The sequence below is a fragment of the Nostocoides veronense genome (assembly GCF_039531185.1).
Lineage (GTDB): Bacteria > Actinomycetota > Actinomycetes > Actinomycetales > Dermatophilaceae > Nostocoides_A > Nostocoides_A veronense.
The window spans coordinates 1-23,502 of the sequence record NZ_BAAAPO010000053.1; the positions used below are offsets into that span (position 1 = coordinate 1).

27 protein-coding genes are annotated in these 23,502 nt (G+C 67.5%); 12 read left to right on the forward strand and 15 right to left on the reverse strand.

Annotation, left to right across the window (positions count from 1 at the left end):
• Positions 1-334: 334 nt before the first annotated feature.
• From ABD225_RS16450 to ABD225_RS16475, 6 genes are all read right to left on the reverse strand, one after another.
• Positions 335-775, reverse strand: a complete 441-nt coding sequence (locus ABD225_RS16450) for a recombinase family protein (protein ID WP_344088027.1) — start codon at positions 773-775, stop codon at positions 335-337.
• Positions 776-1,112: 337 nt separating this feature from the next.
• On the reverse strand, positions 1,113-1,604 hold the full coding sequence (locus tag ABD225_RS16455; protein WP_344088030.1) for a hypothetical protein: 492 nt from the start codon (positions 1,602-1,604) through the stop codon (positions 1,113-1,115).
• A complete protein-coding gene (ychF, locus tag ABD225_RS16460; protein ID WP_344088033.1) occupies positions 1,601-2,713 on the reverse strand; it encodes a redox-regulated ATPase YchF in 1,113 nt (370 codons plus the stop codon). The genes ABD225_RS16455 and ychF overlap by 4 nt, the downstream gene beginning before the upstream one ends.
• 34 nt (positions 2,714-2,747) lie before the next feature.
• Complete coding sequence (locus ABD225_RS16465) at positions 2,748-4,862, reverse strand: alpha-galactosidase (RefSeq protein ID WP_344088035.1); 2,115 nt, start codon at positions 4,860-4,862, stop codon at positions 2,748-2,750.
• Between the two features lie 43 nt (positions 4,863-4,905).
• A complete protein-coding gene (locus tag ABD225_RS16470; RefSeq protein WP_344088037.1) occupies positions 4,906-5,421 on the reverse strand; it encodes an NUDIX domain-containing protein in 516 nt (171 codons plus the stop codon).
• Positions 5,414-6,043: a hypothetical protein gene (locus ABD225_RS16475; RefSeq protein WP_344088040.1), complete on the reverse strand. Its 630-nt coding sequence runs from the start codon at positions 6,041-6,043 to the stop codon at positions 5,414-5,416. Before ABD225_RS16475 ends, ABD225_RS16470 begins: the two co-directional genes overlap by 8 nt.
• 95 nt (positions 6,044-6,138) lie before the next feature.
• On the opposite strand from ABD225_RS16475, the gene ABD225_RS16480 reads away from it, so the two are divergent.
• Entirely contained in the window at positions 6,139-7,341 is a 1,203-nt protein-coding gene (locus tag ABD225_RS16480; protein ID WP_344088043.1) for a DNA recombination protein RmuC, read from the forward strand.
• 5 nt (positions 7,342-7,346) lie between these two features.
• Here the strand turns inward: ABD225_RS16480 and ABD225_RS16485 are convergent, their stop codons facing one another.
• Positions 7,347-8,384 (reverse strand): 4-hydroxy-3-methylbut-2-enyl diphosphate reductase, encoded by a 1,038-nt coding sequence (locus tag ABD225_RS16485; protein WP_344088046.1) that lies wholly within the window; start codon positions 8,382-8,384, stop codon positions 7,347-7,349.
• Positions 8,385-8,429: 45 nt separating this feature from the next.
• On the opposite strand from ABD225_RS16485, the gene xseA reads away from it, so the two are divergent.
• Complete coding sequence (xseA, locus tag ABD225_RS16490) at positions 8,430-9,665, forward strand: exodeoxyribonuclease VII large subunit (RefSeq protein ID WP_344088049.1); 1,236 nt, start codon at positions 8,430-8,432, stop codon at positions 9,663-9,665.
• A gap of 34 nt (positions 9,666-9,699) precedes the next feature.
• On the forward strand, positions 9,700-9,915 hold the full coding sequence (locus tag ABD225_RS16495; RefSeq protein ID WP_344088052.1) for an exodeoxyribonuclease VII small subunit: 216 nt from the start codon (positions 9,700-9,702) through the stop codon (positions 9,913-9,915).
• A gap of 4 nt (positions 9,916-9,919) precedes the next feature.
• On the opposite strand, the gene ABD225_RS16500 is transcribed toward ABD225_RS16495, so the two are convergent.
• The gene (locus ABD225_RS16500) at positions 9,920-10,501 is read right to left on the reverse strand and encodes a DUF4245 domain-containing protein (protein ID WP_344088055.1); all 582 of its coding nucleotides are present in this window, start codon (positions 10,499-10,501) and stop codon (positions 9,920-9,922) included.
• Positions 10,502-10,635: 134 nt separating this feature from the next.
• Here ABD225_RS16500 and ABD225_RS16505 point away from each other — a divergent pair, with 134 nt between their 5' ends.
• The 4 genes from ABD225_RS16505 to ABD225_RS16520 are packed head-to-tail and all read left to right on the forward strand — an operon-like array spanning position 10,636 to position 14,774.
• Complete coding sequence (locus tag ABD225_RS16505; RefSeq protein ID WP_344088058.1) at positions 10,636-11,547, forward strand: carbohydrate kinase family protein; 912 nt, start codon at positions 10,636-10,638, stop codon at positions 11,545-11,547.
• A gap of 31 nt (positions 11,548-11,578) precedes the next feature.
• Positions 11,579-13,261, forward strand: a complete 1,683-nt coding sequence (locus tag ABD225_RS16510) for a fumarate hydratase (RefSeq protein WP_344088062.1) — start codon at positions 11,579-11,581, stop codon at positions 13,259-13,261.
• A 2-nt stretch (positions 13,262-13,263) separates the two neighbouring features.
• Positions 13,264-13,962, forward strand: coding sequence for a carbonic anhydrase (locus ABD225_RS16515; protein ID WP_425564475.1), 699 nt, complete (start codon positions 13,264-13,266; stop codon positions 13,960-13,962).
• A complete protein-coding gene (locus tag ABD225_RS16520; protein ID WP_344088068.1) occupies positions 13,959-14,774 on the forward strand; it encodes an MOSC domain-containing protein in 816 nt (271 codons plus the stop codon). Before ABD225_RS16515 ends, ABD225_RS16520 begins: the two co-directional genes overlap by 4 nt.
• Before the next feature lie 18 nt (positions 14,775-14,792).
• On the opposite strand, the gene ABD225_RS16525 is transcribed toward ABD225_RS16520, so the two are convergent.
• The 5 genes from ABD225_RS16525 to ABD225_RS16545 all read right to left on the reverse strand — a co-directional run bounded on the left by ABD225_RS16525 (position 14,793) and on the right by ABD225_RS16545 (position 18,812).
• On the reverse strand, positions 14,793-15,509 hold the full coding sequence (locus ABD225_RS16525; RefSeq protein WP_344088071.1) for a hypothetical protein: 717 nt from the start codon (positions 15,507-15,509) through the stop codon (positions 14,793-14,795).
• A 165-nt stretch (positions 15,510-15,674) separates the two neighbouring features.
• Positions 15,675-15,995, reverse strand: a complete 321-nt coding sequence (locus ABD225_RS16530; RefSeq protein ID WP_344088074.1) for a hypothetical protein — start codon at positions 15,993-15,995, stop codon at positions 15,675-15,677.
• A gap of 185 nt (positions 15,996-16,180) precedes the next feature.
• Positions 16,181-17,527 (reverse strand): phosphoglucosamine mutase, encoded by a 1,347-nt coding sequence (gene glmM / locus ABD225_RS16535; RefSeq protein WP_344088076.1) that lies wholly within the window; start codon positions 17,525-17,527, stop codon positions 16,181-16,183.
• A 92-nt stretch (positions 17,528-17,619) separates the two neighbouring features.
• Positions 17,620-17,793 carry a hypothetical protein gene (locus tag ABD225_RS16540; protein ID WP_344088079.1) on the reverse strand — a complete coding sequence of 58 codons (174 nt, stop codon included), beginning with the start codon at positions 17,791-17,793 and terminating at the stop codon, positions 17,620-17,622.
• Positions 17,793-18,812: an MFS transporter gene (locus ABD225_RS16545; protein ID WP_344088082.1), complete on the reverse strand. Its 1,020-nt coding sequence runs from the start codon at positions 18,810-18,812 to the stop codon at positions 17,793-17,795. The genes ABD225_RS16540 and ABD225_RS16545 overlap by 1 nt, the downstream gene beginning before the upstream one ends.
• Before the next feature lie 29 nt (positions 18,813-18,841).
• Here ABD225_RS16545 and ABD225_RS16550 point away from each other — a divergent pair, with 29 nt between their 5' ends.
• Positions 18,842-19,612: a DeoR/GlpR family DNA-binding transcription regulator gene (locus tag ABD225_RS16550; RefSeq protein ID WP_344088085.1), complete on the forward strand. Its 771-nt coding sequence runs from the start codon at positions 18,842-18,844 to the stop codon at positions 19,610-19,612.
• Positions 19,613-19,713: 101 nt separating this feature from the next.
• On the opposite strand, the gene rpsI is transcribed toward ABD225_RS16550, so the two are convergent.
• Both rpsI and rplM read right to left on the reverse strand, forming a co-directional pair.
• Positions 19,714-20,208, reverse strand: coding sequence for a 30S ribosomal protein S9 (rpsI, locus tag ABD225_RS16555; protein WP_344088088.1), 495 nt, complete (start codon positions 20,206-20,208; stop codon positions 19,714-19,716).
• A 41-nt stretch (positions 20,209-20,249) separates the two neighbouring features.
• Entirely contained in the window at positions 20,250-20,693 is a 444-nt protein-coding gene (gene rplM / locus ABD225_RS16560; protein ID WP_344088091.1) for a 50S ribosomal protein L13, read from the reverse strand.
• 271 nt (positions 20,694-20,964) lie between these two features.
• On the opposite strand from rplM, the gene ABD225_RS16565 reads away from it, so the two are divergent.
• From ABD225_RS16565 to ABD225_RS16580, 4 genes are read left to right on the forward strand one after another with little or no spacing between them, the layout of a single operon-like run.
• Complete coding sequence (locus tag ABD225_RS16565; RefSeq protein ID WP_344088094.1) at positions 20,965-21,546, forward strand: ArsR/SmtB family transcription factor; 582 nt, start codon at positions 20,965-20,967, stop codon at positions 21,544-21,546.
• Positions 21,543-22,799 carry an MFS transporter gene (locus ABD225_RS16570; protein WP_344088097.1) on the forward strand — a complete coding sequence of 419 codons (1,257 nt, stop codon included), beginning with the start codon at positions 21,543-21,545 and terminating at the stop codon, positions 22,797-22,799. The genes ABD225_RS16565 and ABD225_RS16570 overlap by 4 nt, the downstream gene beginning before the upstream one ends.
• Positions 22,800-22,845: 46 nt before the next feature.
• Positions 22,846-23,112, forward strand: coding sequence for a hypothetical protein (locus ABD225_RS16575; protein WP_344088100.1), 267 nt, complete (start codon positions 22,846-22,848; stop codon positions 23,110-23,112).
• Entirely contained in the window at positions 23,109-23,498 is a 390-nt protein-coding gene (locus ABD225_RS16580) for a type II toxin-antitoxin system VapC family toxin (protein ID WP_344088103.1), read from the forward strand. Before ABD225_RS16575 ends, ABD225_RS16580 begins: the two co-directional genes overlap by 4 nt.
• The last annotated feature ends 4 nt before the right edge of the window (positions 23,499-23,502 follow it).

Below are 23,502 nucleotides of genomic sequence, written 5' to 3' on the forward strand. Positions count from 1 at the left end.
CGACCACCACGAAGGAGGAGATCAACGCGCGTCATGACACACCCATCCACAACTCTTGACAATTGCTCACGGGGTCCAGCCCTGCCACAAAGGAGGCTTCGACGTCGGAGGGAGTGCACACGAACCGCCCGGGCGGCAGCACCCCGTTTGCCGCCAGCGGCGGAAAGGTCACGACGACTCCTCATGTCCAAACGCTAAGAGGCCACACTGACACAGTAGCGACGCTATTGCCCTCTGAAGCGCTGCGAGGCCTCCGAGGCTTCCCGTCGAGGTCCGCTGCGGAACGAACGAGCCGGGGTAGGTGAATGCCTACCCCGGCTCATGTTCGGGGCTCTCAGTTCCGCTGCACGACGCGTGACACGGTTAGGGGGCGCCACCGCCCGCCGCGCTTGGTCGGCCTGCCTTCGGCGGTCAGCGTGTCCGCGATCTGCCGGAGGCTCATGCGCTGGCCGTGCAAGGCGTGAATGCGCGCCACGGTGGCGGCTTCCTCGGGGTCGTCCACGAGTGCCGCGCCCTCGGTGCGCTTCCCCAGCGGGGGCGACCCGTAGGCGTAGCCGCCTCGCTCGGCCTTGCGCCGCCGACCGTTGCGGAGCCGGAGCCGCACCATGGCCCGCTCGTACTCGCTCACCGCACCGAGCACCTGCCGAATCAGGCGGCGGCTTGGGTCGTCGGGGTCCTCGTGGAGGTTGGCGTCCTCGCCTTGGGCGCACGAGTACGCCCGGCCCTTAGCCCGCCAGAGGTCAGCAAGCACCTGCTCCTGGCGGCGTCCCACCATGCGCGGACCCGCCCGACGATGGCGGAAGCTCCGTTGACGACGGCGGATACGGCAGCGAGCACTCCGGCGTCCGGGGGTGGCGCTGCCGCGATTGCCTCGCGGATCGCCCCCCTCGCTGCCGTCCGGGCCGTCGTCCAGAACACCCGCGACGCCATCACCCCGTTCGTCGGAGCCAGACTCCCGCCGCCACCCTCCGCGACGAAGCCGCCGCCCTCCGGGCCAGCGGCGAGCCGGTCACCCGGCAGATGGACGCCGCCGACCTCACTACCTGTCACACCCGTCGAGGACTTCCTAGCCCTCATCGACCGGCGCGTCAGGGCGCTGTAGGGGGCGAAACTCAGCCTGCGAATGCCTCGGGCTTGACGACCGCAACGATCAGTGTGACGACGGCGGCGACGCCGAACAACGACAGGCCGACCGCCCACGTGAAGAAGCCGGGCAGCCGCCGAAACGGCTCGAACGGTCCCGCATAGGCAGGCGTTTGATTTCGCCGTTCCGCCCAAGTGGGTCCGTGTGCCCTGAAGCCTTCCGGCAAACCGCCTTCCATGTCGCTGAGCCAGTGGGCGTCTGTGATCTCTGCCTGCCGGTGACGAGTGAGCAACTGCACGGTTAGTACCGACACGATCACGCTCAATAGGGACGCCACGATCCGAGCGAAGCGCGAAGCACCACCGCCAAGCGCGATAGTGAGGAGGAATGCTTGTGCCGTCAGGCTTAGAACCGGAGCCTGCCATAGCAAGCCGTCAAAGGCTGTGCGGCGAGCGGCCACAGCGGCGTAGACCGCATCGACGCTGGGGGACGAGGTTGACCGCTCGTCACCCCCGCTCATTTGGCTGCCGCCTTGCCGCCTGATGCCTGTTGAAAGCGGAACTCGACGACGTCGCCGTCTTGCATGACGTAGTCCTTGCCTTCCAGGCGGGCCTTGCCGGCTGACTTGACGGAGGCCATCGAGCCCAAGGTGTCCAGGTCGGCGAAGGAGACCACCTCGGCCTTGATGAAGCCCTTTTGGAAGTCGGTGTGGATAACGCCCGCCGCCTGCGGGGCCGTCCAGCCCTGGCGGATGGTCCAGGCGCGTGATTCCTTGGGGCCGGCGGTGAGATAGGTCTGCAGGCCAAGCGTGTGAAAGCCGGTGCGGGCCAACTGATTCAGACCGGACTCCTCGGCGCCGAAGCTCTGCAACAACTCCAACGCCTCGTCCTCGGACATCTCCATCAGGTCCATCTCCAACTTCGCGTTGAGGAAGACTGCGTCGGCGGGCGCGACGAGTTCCCGCAGGGACGCCTGCAATCCGGCATCCGCAAGCTGATCTTCATCCAGGTTGAAGACATAGATGAAGGGCTTAGTCGTCAGCAGCCCGAGCGAGCGGGCGAGGTCGGGGTCGACACCGGCGGCGGCGCCCGCGGCATACAACGTGCTCCCCTCCTCGAGGACCTTCTGGGCCGCGAGGGCCGTGTCGAGGACCGCCTTGTCGGCCTTCTTGCCCTTGACCTCCTTGTCGAGGCGCGGGACGGCCTTCTCCAGGGTCTGCAGGTCGGCGAGGATCAGCTCGGTCTCGATAACCTCGATGTCGTCCTTGGGCGAGACCTTGCCGTCGACGTGCACGACATCGTCATCGGCAAAGGCCCGCACGACCTGGCAGATCGCGTCGGCCTCGCGGATATTGGCGAGGAACTTGTTGCCCAGCCCCTCCCCCTCGGACGCGCCCTTGACGATGCCCGCAATGTCGACGAAGGAGACCGTCGCCGGCAGGATGCGCTCGCTGCCGAAGATCTCCGCGAGGCGGGTCAGCCGCGAGTCCGGCAGGGGAACCACCCCGACATTGGGCTCGATGGTCGCGAACGGGTAGTTCGCGGCGAGCACATTGTTCTTGGTTAGGGCGTTGAAGAGGGTGGACTTGCCGACATTGGGCAGTCCGACGATTCCGATGGTGAGAGCCACGAGGACAGAAGTTTAGTGGCCTGGCGGGCACCCCTCATACGCGCTGCAGATGCACCAACAAGGCCTGCTCGGGATGCAGATTCGGCATCGACAAGCCCACTGACATCAGAACCGCGCCGCTGATCTGGGTGCCGGGGGCATCGAACCAGTCGGGGAAGTTCATCTGCTGACAGCTCGGAATCTCGCCGAGGTTGACCGGGCTCACGGCGTAAGTCGCCTCCGGGTCGAGGCCCGCCAGCCGCAGGCAGCCGGAGACCTCGACGACCTCGGTGTCGAGCTGGGCCATCGAGAAGACCGCCTCCGAGCCGTCCTTGGCGACGACTCCGTGCACCACGGCATTGCGGGTGGGTGTGTCGACGCGGACGACCTCGCCGGTGTGCAGCAGCTCGCGGTGCGCCTTGTGCCAATCGATCGCCGTGCGCAGCATGGTGAGTTCCTGGTCGTTGAGCGTGGCGACATTCCACTCCACGCCCATGTGCCAGAAGACCGCGCTCGCGGCGCGGAGCGCGAACGACTTGTGCCGGCCGGTCGTATGCGAGTGCGGGCCCCCGATATGCGAACCGATCAGCTCCGGCGGGACGACAAGCGAAGTCCAGAGGTTGATGTGCTGGCGCTCCATCGCGTCGATGGTGTCGGATGCCCAGAGGCGATCGGTGCGCTCCAGAATGCCGAGGTCGACGCGGCCGCCGCCGGAGGCGCAGGTTTCGATGTCGACACCGGGGTGGCGGCGACGCAACTCGTCCATGAGTTCGTAGACGGCGAGCGTCACGGCACGAATAGCCGGGTGACCGTCGTGCGCAACGTCGACGAGGCTGCGGTTGTGGTCCCACTTGACGAAGGCGATGTCGTGGTCGCGCAGCAGCGCGTCCATCCGCTCGAGGATGTGGGCGAAGCACTCCGGATTGGCCAGGTCGATGACCTGCTGGCGGCGGGCGAGCACCGGGTCGCGGCCCGGGACGCGCAGCATCCAGTCCGGGTGTTCGCGCAGCAGATCGGACTTGGGGTTGGCCATCTCCGGCTCGACCCAGATGCCGAATTCCATTCCGAGAGAACGCACATGGTCGATGATCGGGTTGAGTCCGTCCGGCCACATCTCATCCGAGACGACCCAGTCGCCGAGTCCCTGGCCATCGTGGCGACGGGAGCCGAACCAGCCGTCGTCGAGGACGAAACGCTCCATCCCAGCGGCCGCTGCCTTGTCGGCGAGATCGGTGAGCACATCGAGTCGATGGTCGAAATAGACCGCCTCCCAGGTGTTGAGGAGCACCGGCCGGGGGGTGGACGGGTGGGAGGGGCGCGAGCGGACATACCCGTGGAAGGCCGCGCTGATCCCGTCCAGACCGCGGTCGCTGTATGCCGCGAAACCCGTTGGTGCGCGGTAGACCTCGCCTTCGCCGAGGACCACCTCCGACGGCCCGATCAACTCCCCGGCACCTAGCTGTGCCTTGCCCTCGGGGTTGCGCTCGGCATACACCCGGGAGTCGCCGGACCAGGCGTGGTGCACGGCCCAGACCCGGCCATGACGGAACCCGAATCCGGGATCGCCGACGCACAGCGCCAACGGGCCACTGTGCTCCGTCCGGCCCGTGCGGCCCTCGCGCATCCAGGCACCCATCGGCACGGTCAGGCGCTGCGGCGAGCGCTCGCGGCACCATCGGCCGCTGAGGTCGAGCACCTCGATGGCGTCCATGGGCAGCGGCACGCTGAGCTCGCACGCATCGATCCGGAAGTCGCCCGCGCCGAGATTGCGGACGTCGGCGGCCATCTCGAGCAGGCCGTCCGGGTGGAGGCGGTAGGTGACCTCGATCTGCAACTCCGTCTGCTCGTCGACCGCATCGACGACGAGGGAGGACTCGTCCGCGGTCACCGAAGCGGCCGTGAAGCGCGGCGCAAAGCGCGTGCCATCGGGGGCCGAGCCGATCAGGGCCGGACGCATCCGCCAGCCGTCGACCGGCATCGGCAGCAGGCGACGCACGAGCGGAACGTCGGGGTGGGAGTGCGGCACGACGGGCGTGGTCGCCGCGACCAACTCCGCCTCGGAGAGGCCGTCGGGCAGGCGCGGACCCCAGTGGAGGACAACCGGCAGCGCATCACCATCGCTGGCCGCGACGAAGGAGGTGGTCTCGCTGCGCAGGTGGATCAGGGTCACGGGGTGGACTCTCCGTCGAGTAGTCGGGCGGTCACACCCAACGCTAGTCGTCCGCGCTGACGGGCGGCAGGCCGTCCTCCAGATAGGCGCGCGGCGCGGGCGTGAGGGCGGCGCGGAGGAGGCGGGCGGCATACGGGGCGACGTGGTTGTCGAGGTCCTCAACGGCCACCCAGTGCACGGCCACGATCTCGCGGACCTGCAGAATCAGCCCCTCCACCCACGCGGACGGGACACGCCCGAGGTCAAAGAGGAAGAGCACCGCGTCATCCCAGCCGCGGTAAGGCGGCAGCCAGGTCGTCGTCAGCAGCTCGCCGACCTGCACTGCGGTGCCGAGTTCCTCGGCGACCTCGCGGGCCAGGCAGGCGGCGGGCGATTCAAATTTGTCGACCACACCACCGGGCAAGTCCCACTCGCGCTTGTAGGTCAGTTCGCAGAGCAGGACTTCGCCGCGTTCGTTGCACAGCGTGCCCTGGGCGATGACGCGCTTTGTGGGCAGGCGCTCGTTGAGTCGGGCGATGAAGCTGCGGTATGCCGCCTCCTGGTCGATTGGGTCAGTCATCCACCCCCTCCCCGCCGACCGTAGCCACAAGGTGCGCGATGACCGCACCGGCGTGCTCGCGCCAGACGTCCTGCGGGATCGGCGGGAGCAGGTCATCCCACAGGGTGTTGAAGGTGCCCCGCAACTGGGGCATCCGGGTGGGCCGGGCGATGAACCAGACGTGCCCGTGCGCTCCCCCGTCACCCCACCGTCCGATGTGGCAGCGTCCGACACTTGGGAGGGCTTCGATCGCTTGGACAAGCGCCACGCTCAGCACGCCATATTCAGCAGCGCGATCGCGCGACAACTCGTGCATATCCAGATGCTCGAGGGGCTCGAGGACGAAGATCGCGGGCGAGCCGGACGGCGGGGCCTGCTTGACGAGCCAATGCTCATCGCGCCACCGGACCGGCCAGTCCGGACTCGCGGGAGTGCTTGGCGCGCAATGACATTCGGCCGGATTGTCGCCCTCGCGAGCGGCCTCCTCATCGGCCAGCGGCGCGAGAGCCTTGACCGTGAGGTCGCCGTCGAACGGGAAGGCCGCCCAGGTCGTGTAGCCGTCCTCGGGCAGCGGCAGGTGCCCGCCAGCGGCCTCTTGCGCGGCGAGTGCTCGGGCGTGGAAATCCTCGATCGACTCGGGCATGCCCAGAGGCTACCTGTGGCCGGTGACAGGCCTCCTGGCCAGCGCGTTCGCCCAACGCCGAGGGGTTGTCGGTGGGCGGTGGGAGGGTTTCGCTCATGGACGGATGGATAGCTGCTCTGGTGGGGCTGGTGATCGGCGCGCTGCTCGCAGGGGCCTTAGTGTGGGCGAGGTATGCCGCCCGCTCGGCCGCCGTGCTCACCGAGCGTGACCTGCTGCGCGCCCGCGTGGTCGACTTGGAAGCCTCGCTGAGCGAGGACTCCGAGACCGCGGCCTTGTTGTTGCCGCTGCGCGACACCCTGGGTCGAGTGGAGCGACAGGTCGGGACCTTGGAGCGGGACCGCGTGGAGCAGTTCGGGTCATTGCGCGCGGTTCTCGCGAGGGTGGAAGGCGAGACGCAGGATCTCGGGCGAGCAACGGCCTCGCTCGCGGGCTCCTTGCGATCGAGCACAGTGCGCGGAGCGTGGGGGGAGGTGCAATTGCGGCGGGTTCTGGAGGTGTCTGGGATGTTGCCGCGCTGTGATCTCGACGAGCAGGTCAGCGCCATCTCCCGCCACGGGCATGGAGTGCGGCCCGATGTTGTCGTGCGCCTGCCGGGTGAAAAGGTCATTGTCATCGACGCCAAGGCGCCCATGACGGCCTTCCTCGATGCGCAGGCCGAGGACATCGGCGACGATGAGCGCGGTGCGCTCTTGAGCCAGCACGCGGCCGGATTGCGGCGACATGTGGAGGTTCTCGCGGCGAAGGACTATTGGTCTGCTTTCAGCGCGAGTCCTGAATTCGTCGTCTGCTTCGTGCCGAGCGACGCCATGCTCGCCGCTGCCCTCGCCGCACAACCCAGCCTGCACGAGCACGCGCTCGGGCGCCGGGTTGCGCTCGTCGGGCCGGCCTCGCTGCTCGCGCTCTTGCGGACCGTGGCTTTCACCTGGCAGCAGGACTCCGTCGCCACCTCGGCCAGTGAACTGCTGGAGGTGGGTTCGGAGCTCTACCGCCGTCTCGCAACCCTGGGCGGGCATACCTCCAAGCTGGGACGCAGCCTCACCAGTTCGGTCGAGGCCTACAACGCCATGGTGGGCGCCTTGGAGTCACGCGTGCTGGTGACCGCCCGGCGGATGCAGCAACTCGGCCTCGCCACCGACGAGCTGCCCGACCTGAGCCCGATCGACACCGGCGCCAGGCCCTTGACGGCGCTGGAGTTGATCGACGCCGCAACCCAGCAGGACGCCCGAGCCGAGCTGCTCTTCGACGTCTCCGACAAGCGGGGCTCGACGGGAGGTGATGTTCAAGCGCAAACGGGCTGATCGCCTTAATGGAGCGAGGAGGTCGAGGCGAAGGAGCCGTCGTGCGTCATCTTGTCTGACATCCCGGCAGCCTTCAGGTCGCGGCGGATCTCATTCGGCAGCGAGAAGGTCAGCGACTCCTCGGCGGCGACGACGGGGCGGACATCGGCATACCCGCGCTCGGCGAGGAACTCCAGGACGCCACGCACGAGCACCTCGGGCACCGACGCGCCGGAGGTGACGCCAACGGTGGAGACGCCCTCCAACCAGGCCTCATCGATCTCGTCGGCATAGTCGACAAGATGGCCACCGCGCGCGCCATGCTCCAAAGCGACCTCGACCAAGCGCACCGAATTGGAGGAGTTGCGAGACCCGACGACGATCATCAGATCGCACTCTGCGGCCATCTGCTTCACGGCAAGCTGGCGGTTTTGGGTTGCATAACAAATGTCGTCACTCGGCGGGTCTTGCAAGGACGGGAAACGCTCGCGCAAGCGGCGCACGGTCTCCATGGTCTCGTCGACCGAAAGCGTGGTCTGTGAGAGCCAGACGACCTTGTCGGGATCGCGGACGGTCACATTGGCGACATCATCCGGGCCATCGACCAGGGTGATGTGCTCGGGCGCCTCACCCGAGGTTCCGACGACCTCCTCGTGACCCTCGTGGCCGATGAGCAGGATGTCGTAGTCGTCATTGGCGAAACGGACGGCCTCGCGGTGCACCTTGGTCACCAGCGGGCAGGTGGCGTCGATGGTCTTGAGGCTGAGCGCGCGCGCCTCCTCGTGGACGACCGGGGCCACGCCGTGCGCCGAGAAGACCACGGTTGCGCCTTCGGGCACTTGGTCGGTCTCATCGACGAAGATGGCGCCGCTCTTCTCGAGCGTGGTCACGACGTGCTTGTTGTGGACGATCTCCTTGCGCACATAGACCGGCGGCCCGTAGAGCTCCAGCGCCTTCTCCACCGTCACCACGGCCCGGTCGACACCGGCGCAATAGCCGCGCGGCGCGGCGAGGAGCACGCGCTTTGCGGCCTGGTCGGTGGTGCTGTCCTGCGGGGAAGTCATGTCTCAATCGTAGGTTGTCGCCCGGCTCCCCTACCCTCAGGCGTTGTGAGCAGCACCCCCGCCGCGCTGCCGGAGCGCGCGGCCGACACCAGCCCGGAGCATCCGTGGCCGCTGCGCCTGCTCAGCCTGAAGATCGGTGAGTACATCGAGAAGATGTCGGTGGTCTGGGTTGAGGGCCAGGTCGTCCAATTGGATCGGCGAGCAGGCACGGCCTACCTCACGCTGCGTGATGTCGATGTCGACATGTCCTTCAATGTCGCGATCTCCACCAATGCCCTCGATGCCATGCCGCGGCCGCTGTCCTCGGGCCAGCGCGTCGTCGTGCAGGCTAAGCCGGCCTTTTGGAACAAGCGCGGCAGCTTGACCCTCGACGCCCGGCAGATCCGTCCGGTCGGGATCGGTGAGTTGCTCGCCCGGCTTGAGTACCTCAAGCGCACGCTCGCCTCGGAGGGCCTGTTCGCTCCCGATCGCAAGAAGCCCCTGCCCTTCCTGCCGCGCACCATCGGCCTGATCACCGGTCGGGCGAGCGCCGCCGAGCGGGATGTCGTGGAGAACGCTCGTCGCCGCTGGCCGGGCATCCCGTTCGAGATCCGAGCTGTGCCCGTCCAGGGCAGCGCCGCCGTGGAGGAGGTATGCCGTGCCCTCGCCGACCTCGACGCCCTCGCCGACGTCGAGGTGATCGTCATCGCCCGTGGCGGCGGGTCGGTCGAGGATCTGCTGGCCTTCAGCAACGAAAGCCTGGTGCGGGCCGTGGCGGGCGCGCGCACGCCGATCGTCAGCGCGATCGGCCACGACATCGACACCCCGATCCTCGACCTGGTCGCCGACGTCCGGGCCTCGACGCCCACCCACGCGGCGAGCCTCGTCGTGCCCGATGCGGCCGAGCTGCGATCTCAACTGGATTTGACGTCCATGCGGCTGCGCCGCTCCATCGGCGACCGACTGCAGCGCGAGCGCCGACGGCTCGTCGAGCTGACGAGCCGACCGGTGTTGACGGACCGGACGGCATACATCCGGACCCAACGCATGGAGATCGCGACCATGCGCCGCCGCGGGCAGCTGCGGATGGAGTCCCTGGTCGCCCGGGACCAGGACCGGGTCGAGCACCTGCGCCGTCAGGCGCGGCTGCTGTCGCCGCAGGCGACATTGGACCGCGGCTATGCGCTGGTGACCGCCCCCGATGGGGAGGTCATCACCGACCAGGACCAAGTCGCGATCGATGACCTGTTGCGGGTGCGGGTGGCGCGCGGCGACTTCCCGGTCCGCGCCACGGCGACCTGAGGCGTGTCGGCGCGGCCACCTATCCTTGCTGCCCATGGCCACTGAGACCGAGTTCCCCGAGATCGCCGACCTGAGCTACGAGCAGGCGCGCGACGAACTCGTCGACGTCGTGGCGCGGCTCGAGGGCGGCCAGGTCGGGCTGGAGGACAGCATGACCCAGTGGCGCCGAGGTGAAGCGCTCGCCGCGCATTGCCGGGCCTGGCTCGACCAAGCCGAGGCCGCCCTGGCGGAGCAATCCGCCGAGGAGTAGGCCCTCAGGAGGCCGTCGGCGTGAAGGGCTTCAGGTGATCGGCGAAGAGCGCGAGCTCGTCGAAGGTGCCATCGCCGGTGATGATCGTCGTCAATTCGCCCGGTCCCGGGGCGACCAAGCTGTTCTGGGTCTTGATGTCTCGGACGTACTTCTGCCACTCCCGGCCGCCCGCGCTGACCGTGCCCGTCACGGGCGCGCGATTCGTCTGCTGCGTGATCCAGGCCTTCGTGGCGTCCTTGGTCTGCTCGACCGCCACATAGTGGCCAGCAGGCGAGGTATATCCGACATGCCAGGTCGAGAGATTGTCCGTCGACGGGACGAAGCGAACCGCGCTCGGACGCCAGCCATCCGGCAGCCCGACCGGCACCTGGATGGGCCAATGCAGTTGCGCGACAACCTGGTTGCCGACCTTGGGAATGTCGACGACCGGCCCGGACATGGAGTTGGTCCGCGCGACGATGAAGAACAGACCGGCCATCATCGCGCCGATGACGAGCAAGGACCGGACCATATTGAGCACCGAGCCACGGGCATACGCACTGGCCTGGCTCGGCGGGGCCGGCTGCTGGTCGACCTGCTCACTCATGCCCCTATCGTCGCCCACGGCAGCCAGGATCACCGAACTCGGGAGGCCGCGGACACCCGCTCGGCGACGCCGGGCCCGGCGATAGAGTCGGATCACAGCAATCCCGTGGAGACCGACGAAGGGCCCGAAGCCATATGGACGCGCAATTCCTGGTCATCGGCGAGGCGCTCATCGATATCGTCGCCCGCCATGCCGAGAGCCCGGTCGAGCATGTCGGCGGGTCGCCGGCGAATGTCGCGGTCGGCCTGGCACGGCTCGACAATGCGGTCCGCTTCAACACCTGCCTCGGCGAAGACGCGCGCGGCGAGCGCATCCGAACTCACTTGCGCCACAGGGGGGTTCACGTCATTGACGGCACAGACGATCACCCAACGTCGACGGCACAAGCCAATATTGACGAGTCTGGCGCCGCGTCATATGTCTTCAATCTGTTCTGGGATCCCGGGCACATCGAACTTCCCGAAAGCGTCGGCCATATCCACACTGGCTCCATTGCGGCGGTCCTCGAACCAGGCGGCACCGAGATCCTGGACGCCCTCGATCGGGGCCGGGCGCAGGCGACGGTCTCCTATGACCCCAACTTCCGATCGTCGATCATGGGCGATGTCGACGCGGCCAAGGCACGCATCGAGGACGTCATCGGGCGCAGCGATGTCGTCAAGGCGAGCAGTGATGACGTGGCGATCATGTACCCCGACCTGTCTCTGGAGCAGGTGCTCGCGCACTGGATCGACCTCGGGCCGGCGTTGGCCGTCATCACGCGCGCCGAGGACGGCGTCACCTTCCAGATCGCGGGCGCCGAGCCCGTGACCCGGCCCGCTCCCCCGACGACCGTCGTGGACACCGTCGGCGCGGGCGACTCGTTCATGGCCGGGCTCGTCTCCGGACTGCATACCCTCGGCCTCCTCGGCTCCCCCGAGGCCCGCGAGCGCTTGTATGCCGCGAGCCCCGCCGACGTCGAGCCGGCCATCGAACGCGGCGCCCTATGCGGCGCCATGACTGTCTCCCGAGCTGGCGCCTACGCCCCGAGCCTGGACGAACTCTGACCCAACCTTCGAAAGGTGTTGTGGCGCAAAGATGCCCGACTTCGCATATGAGGACATGCTGCCGACCGGGGAAGACTCCACCCCCTACCGGCTGCTGACGACCGAGGGCGTGGAGGTCGTCACCGGACCCGACGGCACCGACTTCCTGCGCGTCAGCGACGAAGCGCTGCGGCTGCTGGCCGACACCGCAATGCACGACATCGCGCACTATCTCCGGCCGGCGCACCTGACGCAATTGCGCTCGATCCTCGACGATCCCGAGGCCTCCAATAACGACAAATTCGTCGCACTCGACCTGCTGAAGAATGCGAACATCTCCGCTGGCGGCGTTCTGCCGATGTGCCAGGACACCGGCACCGCGATCGTCATGGGCAAGCGGGGTCAGCGCGTGCTATCGAGCGGCCCGGACGAGGCCGCCCTCTCGCACGGCATCTTCGACGCCTACACGCGGCTGAACCTGCGCTACTCGCAGATGGCGCCGATCACGATGTGGGAGGAGCGCAATACCGGCTCGAACCTGCCCGCGCAGATCGAGTTGTATGCCGACACGGCACCCGGGCACGAGACGACCTACAAATTCCTCTTCATGGCCAAGGGCGGTGGCTCGGCCAACAAGTCCTTCCTCTATCAAGAGACCAAGGCGGTCCTGAACCCCGAACGCCTGATGACCTTCCTCGACGAGAAGCTGCGCTCCCTCGGAACCGCCGCCTGCCCGCCATACCACCTGGCCATCGTCATCGGCGGCACGAGCGCCGAATTCGCTTTGAAGACAGCGAAATACGCGAGCGCGAAGTACCTCGACTCGCTGCCGACCGAGGGCTCGATGACCGCGCACGCCTTCCGCGATACCGCGGTCGAGGCACAGGTGCTGGAGCTGACGCGCCAGTTCGGGATCGGTGCCCAGTTCGGCGGCAGGTACTTCTGCCATGACGTGCGCGTTGTCCGCCTCCCCCGGCATGGCGCCTCGCTGCCCATCGCCGTCGCCGTCTCGTGTTCGGCCGACCGGCAGTGCCTGGCCAAGATCACCAAGGATGGCGTCTTCATCGAGCAGTTGGAGACCGATCCTGCGCACTACCTCCCGGAGCAGACCGACGACTCGCTCGCCGATGACACGGCCGCCGATGTCGTCGCGATCGACCTCAACCGCCCGATGCCGGAGATTCTCGCCGAGCTGACCAAACACCCGGTCAAGACCCGGCTCTCGCTGACCGGCCCGCTCGTCGTCGCCCGCGATATCGCGCACGCAAAGATCAAGGAGCGCCTCGACGCGGGCGAGGAGATGCCGACATACCTGCGGGACCACCCGGTCTACTACGCCGGTCCAGCAAAGACTCCGGAGGGGATGGCGTCCGGATCCTTCGGCCCGACCACGGCCGGCCGGATGGATTCCTATGTCGATCAGTTTCAGGCCGCGGGCGGCTCAATGGTCATGCTGGCCAAGGGCAATCGCAGCCAGCAGGTCACCGACGCGTGCCGCACCCACGGCGGTTTCTATCTCGGCTCGATCGGCGGCCCAGCGGCCCGGCTCGCGCAGGACTGCATCAAGTCGGTCGAGGTCTTGGAGTATCCCGAACTGGGGATGGAAGCGATCTGGAAGATCGACGTCGAGGACTTCCCGGCCTTCATCGTCGTCGACGACAAGGGCGAGGACTTCTTCGCCTCGGTGACCAAACCGGTCGCCTTCTCCATCGGCAAGCGCCCGGGGTTGGTATGACCGTGTCCGAGCGCCATCGTTCCCAGCCCGGCACGCGCCCCACAACCCCCGAGTCCGCGTGGCGCACCTTGATGGCCGGGAATGCCCGGTTCATGGCCGACGACCGGGCGCACCCGCACCAGGACGTCGACATGCGGCACCGCCTGGCGAACAAGCAGGCGCCCTTCGCGATCCTCTTCGGGTGCGGCGACTCCCGGGTCGCGGCCGAGATCATCTTTGACCAGGGACTCGGCGACCTTTTCGTCGTCCGCACCGCCGGCCATGTCGTGGACTTCAGCGTCCTCGGATCCATCGAGTTCGGGGTGCTGAAACTCGGCACGCCGCTGATCGTGGTGCTGGCTCACGACTCCTGCGGGGCGGTTGCCGCTGCGGTTGCCTCGGCGCAAAGCGGCGAGATGCCACCGGGCTATATCCGCGACATCGTCGAGCGCATCACCCCCAGCGTCTTCGCGGTCGGCAAGGCCGGGAGGATCACGCCGGAGGCCGTCGAGCGCGAACATGCCAAGCTGACCTGCGAATTACTGTATGAGCGCTCCTCGATCTGCCGGGACGCCGTCGACGCGGGTCGGCTGGCGATCGTCGGATGCGAATACGACCTCGTCGACGGCCAGGCGCACCTGGTGCATGTGGTCGGCGATATCGGTGAGCACGAGCTCGTGCTCCGGGAAGGGCCAGGCGAGTCGGGTCCGTCCCCCTCGTGACCTCGCTGTCCTCCATCCGGATTCACCCGGTCAAAAGCACCGCCATCCGTCTCGTGGGCGAAGCGGACGTCGACGCCCTCGGACTGGTTGGAGATCGCCGGTGGATGGTGGTCGATGGTGACGGCGAATGCGTGACGGCCCGCACCGACCGCCGGCTCTTCACGATCGTGGCGGACACTGCGCATACGGCTCCTGGATTGCCGGTGCCCTTGCGGCTCTCGGCGCCCGGCTTTGGAGCGATCGACGTGCCGGTCTCGGGGAGCGAGGCCATCCGCGTGACCGTCTTCGGCCGTGCCTTGCGCGCCAGGTCGGCGAGCCCGGAGGTGCGGCACTGGCTTCAGGCCGTCCTTCAGCGGCGCGATGTCGACCTCGTGCAGATGGTTGAGCCACGCCCCCTGAACCCGGCATATGCCGAGGCGGGCGAAGCAACGGCCTTTGCCGATGGCTATCCGGTGACGCTGGCCAGCGAGTCCTCGTTGAGGCAGCTTCGGGACTGGATTGGCGAGGGTGCGCAGTCTGCGCTGCCGATGGATCGCTTCCGGCCCAATCTCGTCGTGACGGGCGATGTCGCCCCCTTCGCGGAAGACACCTGGCGCCGCGTGCGCATCGGCGCGATCACCTTCCGGGTTGTTAAGGGCATCGACCGATGCGCCATGACCCTGCTGGACCCGGCGACCTTGGTGAGTGGCGCAGAGCCCATCCGCACGCTCGCGCGCTATCGAAAGTGGGACGGCGCAACATGGTTCGGGGTGCAGTTGATTCCGGACAACCCCGGATCGATCCTGGTCGGCGATTCCGTCACGCCGACCTGAGCCGGGTGACATCGTGACTTACGAGACGGTTTTCTCGGAGAGTACCGTCGCGCCGGAGGCGTCGAGTTGCACCTCGACCCTCGGCCCCTTGGCCGCTGCGGCGAGGTTGTCGAGCGTCACGTCGTCGAATCCCGCCTTCTCGCCGTCCTTCAGCACGGGGAAGGTGACTTTGCCCGTCGAGTCGACCTGACCGATGAGTTCGCCCGAGTCGACCGACCCGAGCACGCCATCGGCATAGGCGTAGACGTCGGATGGCCCAAGGAAAAGCACCACCTCACCCAGGGACGCCAGGTCCTTCTCGACCTTCTTGACGTCCGCCGTCCCGCTGAGCGCCAGACCCATCGTCAGATTGCCCGCGGGAAGCCGACCCGCAATCACCTCATCCGGCGTGACCGAGACATGGAAGGTGCGCCACTCTGCGGGGCCGTCGAAGGGCACTTCCACTCCGGACGGTGAATCATCTGCGGAGTAGGCCTTGCCCGCGGTTGCGGACCCGAACCGGCCTTTGACGACGACCGTGCTGTATTGCCAGATCGGCCCACTCCCCATCTGGTAGGTCCGGTTCGGCAGTAGGTCCTCGACCTCGTCATAGGGTGCGACCCGAGAGGCCGCCTCCCGGCGATGCTGCAACTCTTGAACCACATTGGAATCGGCTCTATCCCCTGCTTCTCCGGAGCAAGAAATCAGCATCGAGCCAGCCATGGCGGTCAATGCTCCCGCAGCAATCGCACTCATGCTTCTCATCCTTCAGGCTCCTCGCGATAGGCGTTGTTTAGGTGAGACCGATCATGATCTGTGTAATAGGCAGGCTGCGGGGCATTCGATTTCATGCACCCGTACTCGCTGTCACGATGAGTGAGACCAAGTGTATGACCTAGCTCGTGACATGCCAGGCCGCGCTCATCCGCGGTACTCGCCTGCGTAGTAAGAGAGGTCAAAGCGCACGGTGTGCTGTTCACAGGAAAGAATCACGAGGGAATCGCAGGTCGCGAGGCCAATCATTCCCGGATGCCCAGGACCGTGCCAGTCATACCCGCAGTAGCCTCCATAGTCCTGGTTGCGCACAATCACGTCAGTGCTCGAGTCCAAGGTCGAGTCGTACGCCGTCACAGCATCAGTAGTGTTTAGGTTGTACACCCGTGCGTAATTAACGGAGGATTGCACCGCAGGATCGAGGCCGATGTAATGGAACCAATGGGTCCCGCCGTCCGCCTTGTTCACAGGCGAGCCTCCCCCGCACCCGGTAAAACCGTTTGCCCCAGACCAATTGGCCTGCGCGGCGGGAGAAACCAAGGCAACGACAAAGGCGAATGCCGACGTCAGCAAGGCTATGCGTACAAATGGTCCATGGTCCATGGTTCACGGGTCAAGAGTTTGAACGGATTAGATTCCTGGCCAGGTAACAATTAGAGCGCGAGTCGCTCCTTGACCACGGCGGCGAGGCGGTCGGCGACAGCCTGGGCCTGCTCAGCCGTAGCAGCCTCGACCATCACGCGCACCAACGGCTCGGTGCCGGACTTGCGCAGCAGCACCCGGCCGGATCCGGCCAGTTCATCCTCCTCGCGGGCCACGGCTGCCTGCACCTCCTCGTCGGAGGCCACGCGGCTGGTGTCGACGCCCTTGACGTTGATGAGCACCTGCGGCAGGCGGGTCATCACCGCCGCCAACTCGGCGAGCGACTTGCCGGTTTCAGCCACTCGGGCGGCGAGCATGAGGCCGGTCAGGACGCCGTCGCCGGTGGTGCCATGCTCGAGGAGTATGACGTGCCCAGACTGCTCGCCCCCAAGCGAGAAATCGCCCTCGCGCATCTTCTCCAAGACATAGCGGTCGCCGACGCCGGTCTTGAGGACATCGACGCCTTCGCGCTCCATCGCTTGCAGCAGACCGAGATTCGACATCACGGTGGCGACGAGAGTGTTGCCGGCGAGCTTGCCTCGCTCCTGCATCGCCAGGGCGAGGATGGCCATGATCTGATCGCCATCGACAACCGCCCCGGTGTGATCCACAGCGAGGCAGCGGTCCGCGTCGCCGTCGTGGGCGATGCCGAAGTCGGCGCCGCGGGCGACGACCGCGGCCTGCAGGTGCCCGAGGTGGGTCGAGCCGTAGCCGTCGTTGATATTCAGACCATCGGGGCTGGTCCCGATCTCGATGACGTCGGCACCGGCCAGCCGGAAGACCTCGGGCGAGACCGCACTGGCCGCGCCATGCGCCCCGTCGATGACGACCGTGACGCCATCGAGCCGGTTCGGCAGGGCGGCGAGGAGGTGGGCGACATACCTCGCCTGCCCCGCACGGTTGCGGTGCACCCGACCGACCTCGGCGCCGGTGGGGCGCTCCCACTCCTGATGCAGGCGGGCGGCGATCTCGTCCTCGACGGAGTCGGGCAGCTTGTGCCCGCCGGCGGCGAAGAACTTGATGCCATTGTCCGGCATGGCGTTATGCGAGGCGGAGAGCATGACGCCGAAGTGCGCATCCATGTCCGCCGTGAGGAAGGCGACCGCCGGCGTGGGCAGGACGCCCGCGTCGTGGACATCGACACCCGCCGACGCGAGCCCGGCAATGACGGCTGCGGCGAGGAACTCACCCGAGGCTCGCGGGTCCCGGCCGACGACCGCCTTCGGCTTCCGACCGGCTGCGCGGGCCGGAGCGCCGAGCACGTGTGCCGCCGCGACAGCCAGACCGAGCGCGAGTTCCGCGGTGATCTCCCGGTTGGCCATGCCACGCACGCCATCAGTGCCGAAGAGTCGAGACATTGGGGGCCTTCCAGAAGGGGTTCACGGCCTCGCCCCGGAACGGCGGGCCTGAAGAATGGTAGTCGGCAGGAAGCCATCCCCCGTCGCGGCGACTAACTCGACGTGAGCCCAGCGTTCGCGTCGCGCGTCGCGGCACGGCGTATGCCGTGCGCGATGAGCGCTGCGATCAGGCCGGCGGCCAAGGGCACCAGCATGGCCGCGCGCAGGCTAGTGGCATCGGAGAGCACGCCAATCACCGGGGAGGTGAACAGGAAGCCAAGGCGCATCAGCCACCCCAGCAGAGCGATGCCGGTGCCGTGCGCGAAACCGGGCAACCGGCCGGCTGCGGCGAGGCCGCAGGAACCAAGGTGGCGCACCCGAAGCCGGCGAGCGCAAAGCCGGCGAAGGCCACGGCATACACCGGGGCGGCGATGACGAGCACGAAGCCGAGGGCAACGAGCACCCCACCGGCCGCCGCAACCCGTTCCCGCCCCCACCGGTCGGTCATCGGGTCGCCGAGCAGGCGGCCGACGAACTGGGCCGCGATGACGACCGTGAACCCGAGGCCGGCGATGCCCGCCGGGGCGCCGGCCTCGCGGCCGAGGAAGAGGACCGTCCAGTTGTTCGCGATGTCCTCCACGAGCGTCCCGCAGATGGCCAGGACGACCAGGGGTATGAGGAGGCGCCAGAGACGCGGGCCGCTCGAGTCAACGGGAGCGTCCTCGGCAGGCTCCACGAGCGAGTCGTGCGGCGTGGCCGCCCACCGGCTCGCGAGCAGAGCGAGCGCGGCCCACAGTGCGCCATTGACGAGCATCTGGGTCGAGAGGGGGATGTCGCGCGCCGCCCCGAAGGCGCCGATCAGGCCGCCGAGCGCGGCGCCCAGGCTCCAGAGGGCGTGGAGGGAGTTGATGATTGAGCGGCCGGTCCACTCCTCGACGATGACGCCCTGAACATTTTGGGCGGCGTCGACGATCGCATCGAGCAGTCCGGCGACGAACATGGCGAGAGCAAAGACCCAGACTGCTGGCGCGGCGCCCGCTAGGGCCAGAGCGGCCGCCAGGAGCACGGACCCAATGGCCGTGACGCGCCGGGCGCCGAATCGGCGCACGACCGGCCCGCCGCTCCCGGCCGCCACCATCGCTCCGGTCGGGAAGGCGATGACGAGCAGCCCGAAGGCCGAGTTCGATAGATCGAAGGCCGCCTTGATCTCGGGCAGGCGCGGGAGCAAGGCGCTGAGCAGGGCGCCATTGGTGAAGAACAGCAGCGAGGCACCCAGGCGGGCGCGGCGGGGGCGGGTTTCGATCACGCCATGACGCTAGATGGTTGAATGATCGGGTGCAACGATCACTTCGCCGCAAAACGATCATCCGGGCCATCCCCGAGACCGGCGAGATCCGGGTCGATGCACTCGTGCGCTTGACCGGCGCCTCGCCCATCACCATCCGTCGAGACCTCACCGAACTGGCCGAGGCGGGGGTGCTTCGGCGGACCCATGGCGGGGCGGCGCGGCCCAGCAAGCGCGGCATACCCATGCCCTTTGCGATGCGTTCCGACGAACACCAGGCGAGCAAGCGGCTGCTGGCCGCTGCCGCCGCCGAACTGATCGGAGACGACGAGTCCTTGATCATCGACAATGGCACGACCTGCCAGGCCGTGGCGCTCGCCCTCGCCGGGCGCCCGGTCACGGCGATCGCGCTCTCGCTGCACGCCGCCGCCGCCTTGGCCTCGATCCCGGGCGCGTCCGTCGTCGTCCCCGGCGGGGCCATCGAGAATGACACGCTGGCTTTCAGCGGCGCTCAGGCGCTGCGGGCGGTGCGGGATGTGCGGGTGGATGTGGCGATCCTCGGCGCCTGTTCGGCTGCGATCGAGGAGGGCTTGACCTCGACGAATTATGACGATGCGCAGGTCAAGGCCGCCTGCCTGGGTGCGGCCCGGCGCAGCGTGCTCGTCGCGACGGCCGACAAGCTCTCGCGCACCTCGACCTTCCGATTCGGCTCGGCCGCCGACCTGACACATCTCGTCACCACCTCGGCCGCGTCGGATGAGGTGATCGCCGCCTTCCGCGGCGCGGGCGTGCAGGTTGTCGTGGTCGATGACGCCGGGTGACGGGGGCCGCAGGCCGGGCGCGGTCCGCATACGCCGAAGCGCGGCACCCGCCGGAGCGGGTGCCGCGCTTCTGACGCGATCTGGGGCCGCAGCCCCGTGGATCAGCGCTTGCTGTACTGAGGCGCCTTGCGGGCCTTCTTCAGACCAGCCTTCTTGCGCTCCGGGACGCGAGCGTCACGGGTCAGGAAGCCGGCCTTCTTCAGGGCCGGGCGGTTGAGCTCGGCGTCGACGCCATTGAGCGAGCGCGCAACGCCCAGGCGGACGGCGCCGGCCTGGCCGGAGGGGCCACCGCCGTGGACGCGGACGAGCACGTCATACGCGCCCTCCAGCTCCAGGACGGCCAGCGGCTCGTTGACGATCTGCTGGTGCACCTTGTTGGGGAAGTAGTTCTCCAGGGTGCGACCGTTGATGGTCCACTCGCCCGTGCCGGGCACGATGCGCACGCGGGCGATGGCCTGCTTGCGGCGGCCGGTGCCGGCGCCGGGGGCGGACGCGGTCGGCTTGCGGGCCGGCTCGGAGGAGACGGGGCCTTCGGACTCCGAGGTGTACTCGGTGAGCTCGACGTCCTCGTCGTAGTCGTAGGTGGTGTCAGTCACGGCTGGTCAATTTCCTTCGTATGTCGTGAAGTCCGCAGCCGTTACTGCGCGACCTGGGAGATCGTGTAGGGGACGGGCTGCTGGGCCGTGTGCGGGTGCTCGGCACCGGCGTAGACCTTCAGCTTGGTCAGCTGCTGGCGGCCGAGGGTGGTCTTGGGGACCATGCCGCGAACGGCCTTCTCGACGGCCTTGACCGGGTCGCGGTCGAGCAACTCGGCATAGGTCTCGGACTTCAGACCGCCTGGGTAGCCGGAGTGGCGGTAGGCGCGCTTCTGCTGCAGCTTGGCGCCGGTCAGGGCGACCTTCTCCGCGTTGATGATGATGACGAAATCGCCGGTGTCGACGTGCGAGGCGAAGGTCGCCTTGTGCTTGCCGCGCAGGAGCGAGGCCGTCTGGCTGGCGAGCCGGCCGAGGACGACGTCGGTGGCGTCGATGACATGCCACTGACGGGTGATCTCCGCCGCCTTGGGGGTGTAGGTACGCAAAGTCTTGCCTTTACTCACTCTTCGGACGAGGGGCTGGTATGCCGCGTGCTCCCGCCGGGCGGTCCGCTCCCGGTGTTGCGGGGAGGGTTCGCTGGTGGTCCGCCCACCAGGGGCGCACGGCACAACAGCCCTCAAGTTTACGGACCGTGGGCGATCGGCTCAAATCCCGCGTTCGTGCTCGCATTCGGGGGCTGACCTGCACAAACATGACGAAGAACAGTGATCGCATAAAACTTGTGCAAACAGATTATGCAAAGGTATTGTGCAATCCATGAGCGAATCGGCCGATTTCATCCGCCTCGACGCCGAGAGCGTCAAGGTGCTCGCGCACCCGCTGCGCTCGCGGCTCGTGGGCGCCCTGCGCCTGCACGGCCCGTCGACGGCGACGGCCCTGGCCGGTGAGCTGGGGACGAACTCGGGGGCCACGTCATACCACCTGCGCAAGCTCGCGGAGGTGGGCCTGGTGATCGACACCGGCGAAGGCGACGGGAAGTCGCGGGTGTGGGCGGCGGCCTCACGCTCGACGCGATTCGAGAACAGCGATTTCGATGAGGATGAGGACGCCGCGACCGCGATGGGGTGGCTGGAGCGCGATTGGCTGCGGCATTTCACGGACAAGTTCGGCCGATGGCTCGACGTGCGCCCCTCGTGGCCGGCGCCATGGCGCGACCGGGCCGGCATGAATGACGACACCGTCTTAGTCTCAGCGGATCAACTGCGCGAGCTGCACGAGGAGATCGGTGCCGTCATCGAGCGCTATCGCCGTGTGGGACAAGGAAATCCGGATGCCAAGCGGATCGCGACCTATCTGATCTTTTATCCCGTCGACATGGACAAGGCGCCGCGCCGGTGAGCGCTCCGCTCTCGCCAGCGGCGGCCCGGCGGATCTACTACACCCTCACGCTGACCCGGTGGTTCCCTGTCGGACTGGTCGTCGGCGTCTACATCCTCTTGCAGACCGGCCGCGGGTTGACCACCGCCCAAGCCCTGACGGCCTCCGCGATTTCCGGCCTGGTCTGCTTCGCTCTCGAACTGCCGACGAGCGGCTTCGCGGACGCCTTCGGCCGGCGCGCGGTCTACATCGCCGCCGCCGTCGTCAATGTCCTCGCCGCGCTGGCATATGCCGTAGCCCAATCCTTCTGGGCCTTCGTAGCCGCCGCGGCGCTCATGGGCGTGTTTCGGGCCCTGGATTCCGGCCCATTGGAGGCGTGGTTTGTCGATGAGGTGCATGCGACGAATCCCGGCGCCGATGTCGATCAGGAGTTGTCGCGCTCCGGTTCGCTGCTCGGGCTCGGCATGGCGCTTGGCGCGCTCGTCAGTGGTGCGTTGATTTGGTGGCATCCTTTCCGGTCCGCGCCGGCCATCGATCTGGCCGTCTGGTCTTTCGTCATCCTCAACCTCGGCCATCTCCTCGCGGTGCTCCTGCTCCTGAAAGAGAGTGCGCGGCACCCGGAGGGGACGCGGCAACGTGAACTTGTGGTGGCCTCGATGAAGCAGGCGCCTTCCGTGATCACTGGCGGCCTGAAACTATTGGGGCGCAACACGATTCTGCTTGGCATCGTCGCTGCCGAAGTGGCCTGGTCGATCGGGATGATCGCCTTCGAGTCGCTGCTGCCGCTGCGGCTTGAGGAGTTCCTTGGCTCGCAGCAGGCGGCCGGTGCCGCCATGGGACCCGTCGCCGCCGTGGGATGGGCGATCTTCTCGGTGGGCACCTTCCTGGCCGGTATGGCGTCCAAGCGCTTCGGCGTCGCCCGCGCCGCAATGCTCGGACGCCTGCTCAATGGCACGGGGGTCGTGATCATGGGTCTGGCCCTCGGCCCGGCGAGCCTGATCGCGGCCTACCTTTTCACCTATGGCGCCCACGGCTTGAACGGACCGCCCCACGGGGCGCTCTTGCACCGCGAGGCCGACGCGAGCAACCGCGCAACCGTGCTCTCGATCAACTCCATGATGGCCTTCCTCGCCTTCGGCATCGGCGCCCCACTCGCCGGGCTCCTCGCCGACCGCACCTCGGTCGCGACGACGATGATCACGGTCGGCGCGATCAGCCTCCTCGGTGTCGCCTGCTACCGCCCCGCCCGCCGGGCCGAGCTCGCCCGCGCCTAACAGCTACCTCCTGTTGCACCATGCGGGCACGGTGTTACACTCAGTCATGCCGACCACTCGTCCCCGACACATGGTCACGGAATCTGATGACCTAGCGGATGCTCTGACGATGGCCAGAAGGCATTGGCCGCAAGAGACCTCGGACTCGCGCTTGATCGCCCTGTTGGCACAAGAAGGTGCGCGCGCGATCTCGATCGCCGACGCCACCCAAGTCGTCGAGCGTCGCCACCGCTTACGGGCACACGCCGGCATCCTGAGGGGCACCTACGGTCCGGATTATCTTGAGCGGCTCCGCGAGGACTGGCCAGGATGATCGTTCTCGATGCGAACGTCTTGATCGCCTACCTCGACGACTCCGACGCCCTACACCGTCAAGCGGTGGACGCGCTGGAGTCGGTGGCGGATGAGGAGTGGGTCGCGCATCCGGTCACCCTGGCCGAGGTTTTGGTCGGTCCCGCTCGACGAACCGCTGCGCATCTTCAGCAGGCTGTGGACACGCTTTCCGCCATCGGCGTAGACGAGGCCCCATGGAACGGGAGTGACGCTCTCACCCTGGCGCAGCTTCGGGCGGAAACGCACCTGAAGCTGCCTGATTGTTGCGTCCTGCTGCTCACCGAGCGCGAGGACTCGTCACTCCTCAGTTTCGACGGGGCGCTATGCCGGGCCGCCGAACGCCGAGGGATCACCGTCGTTGGATGACTGG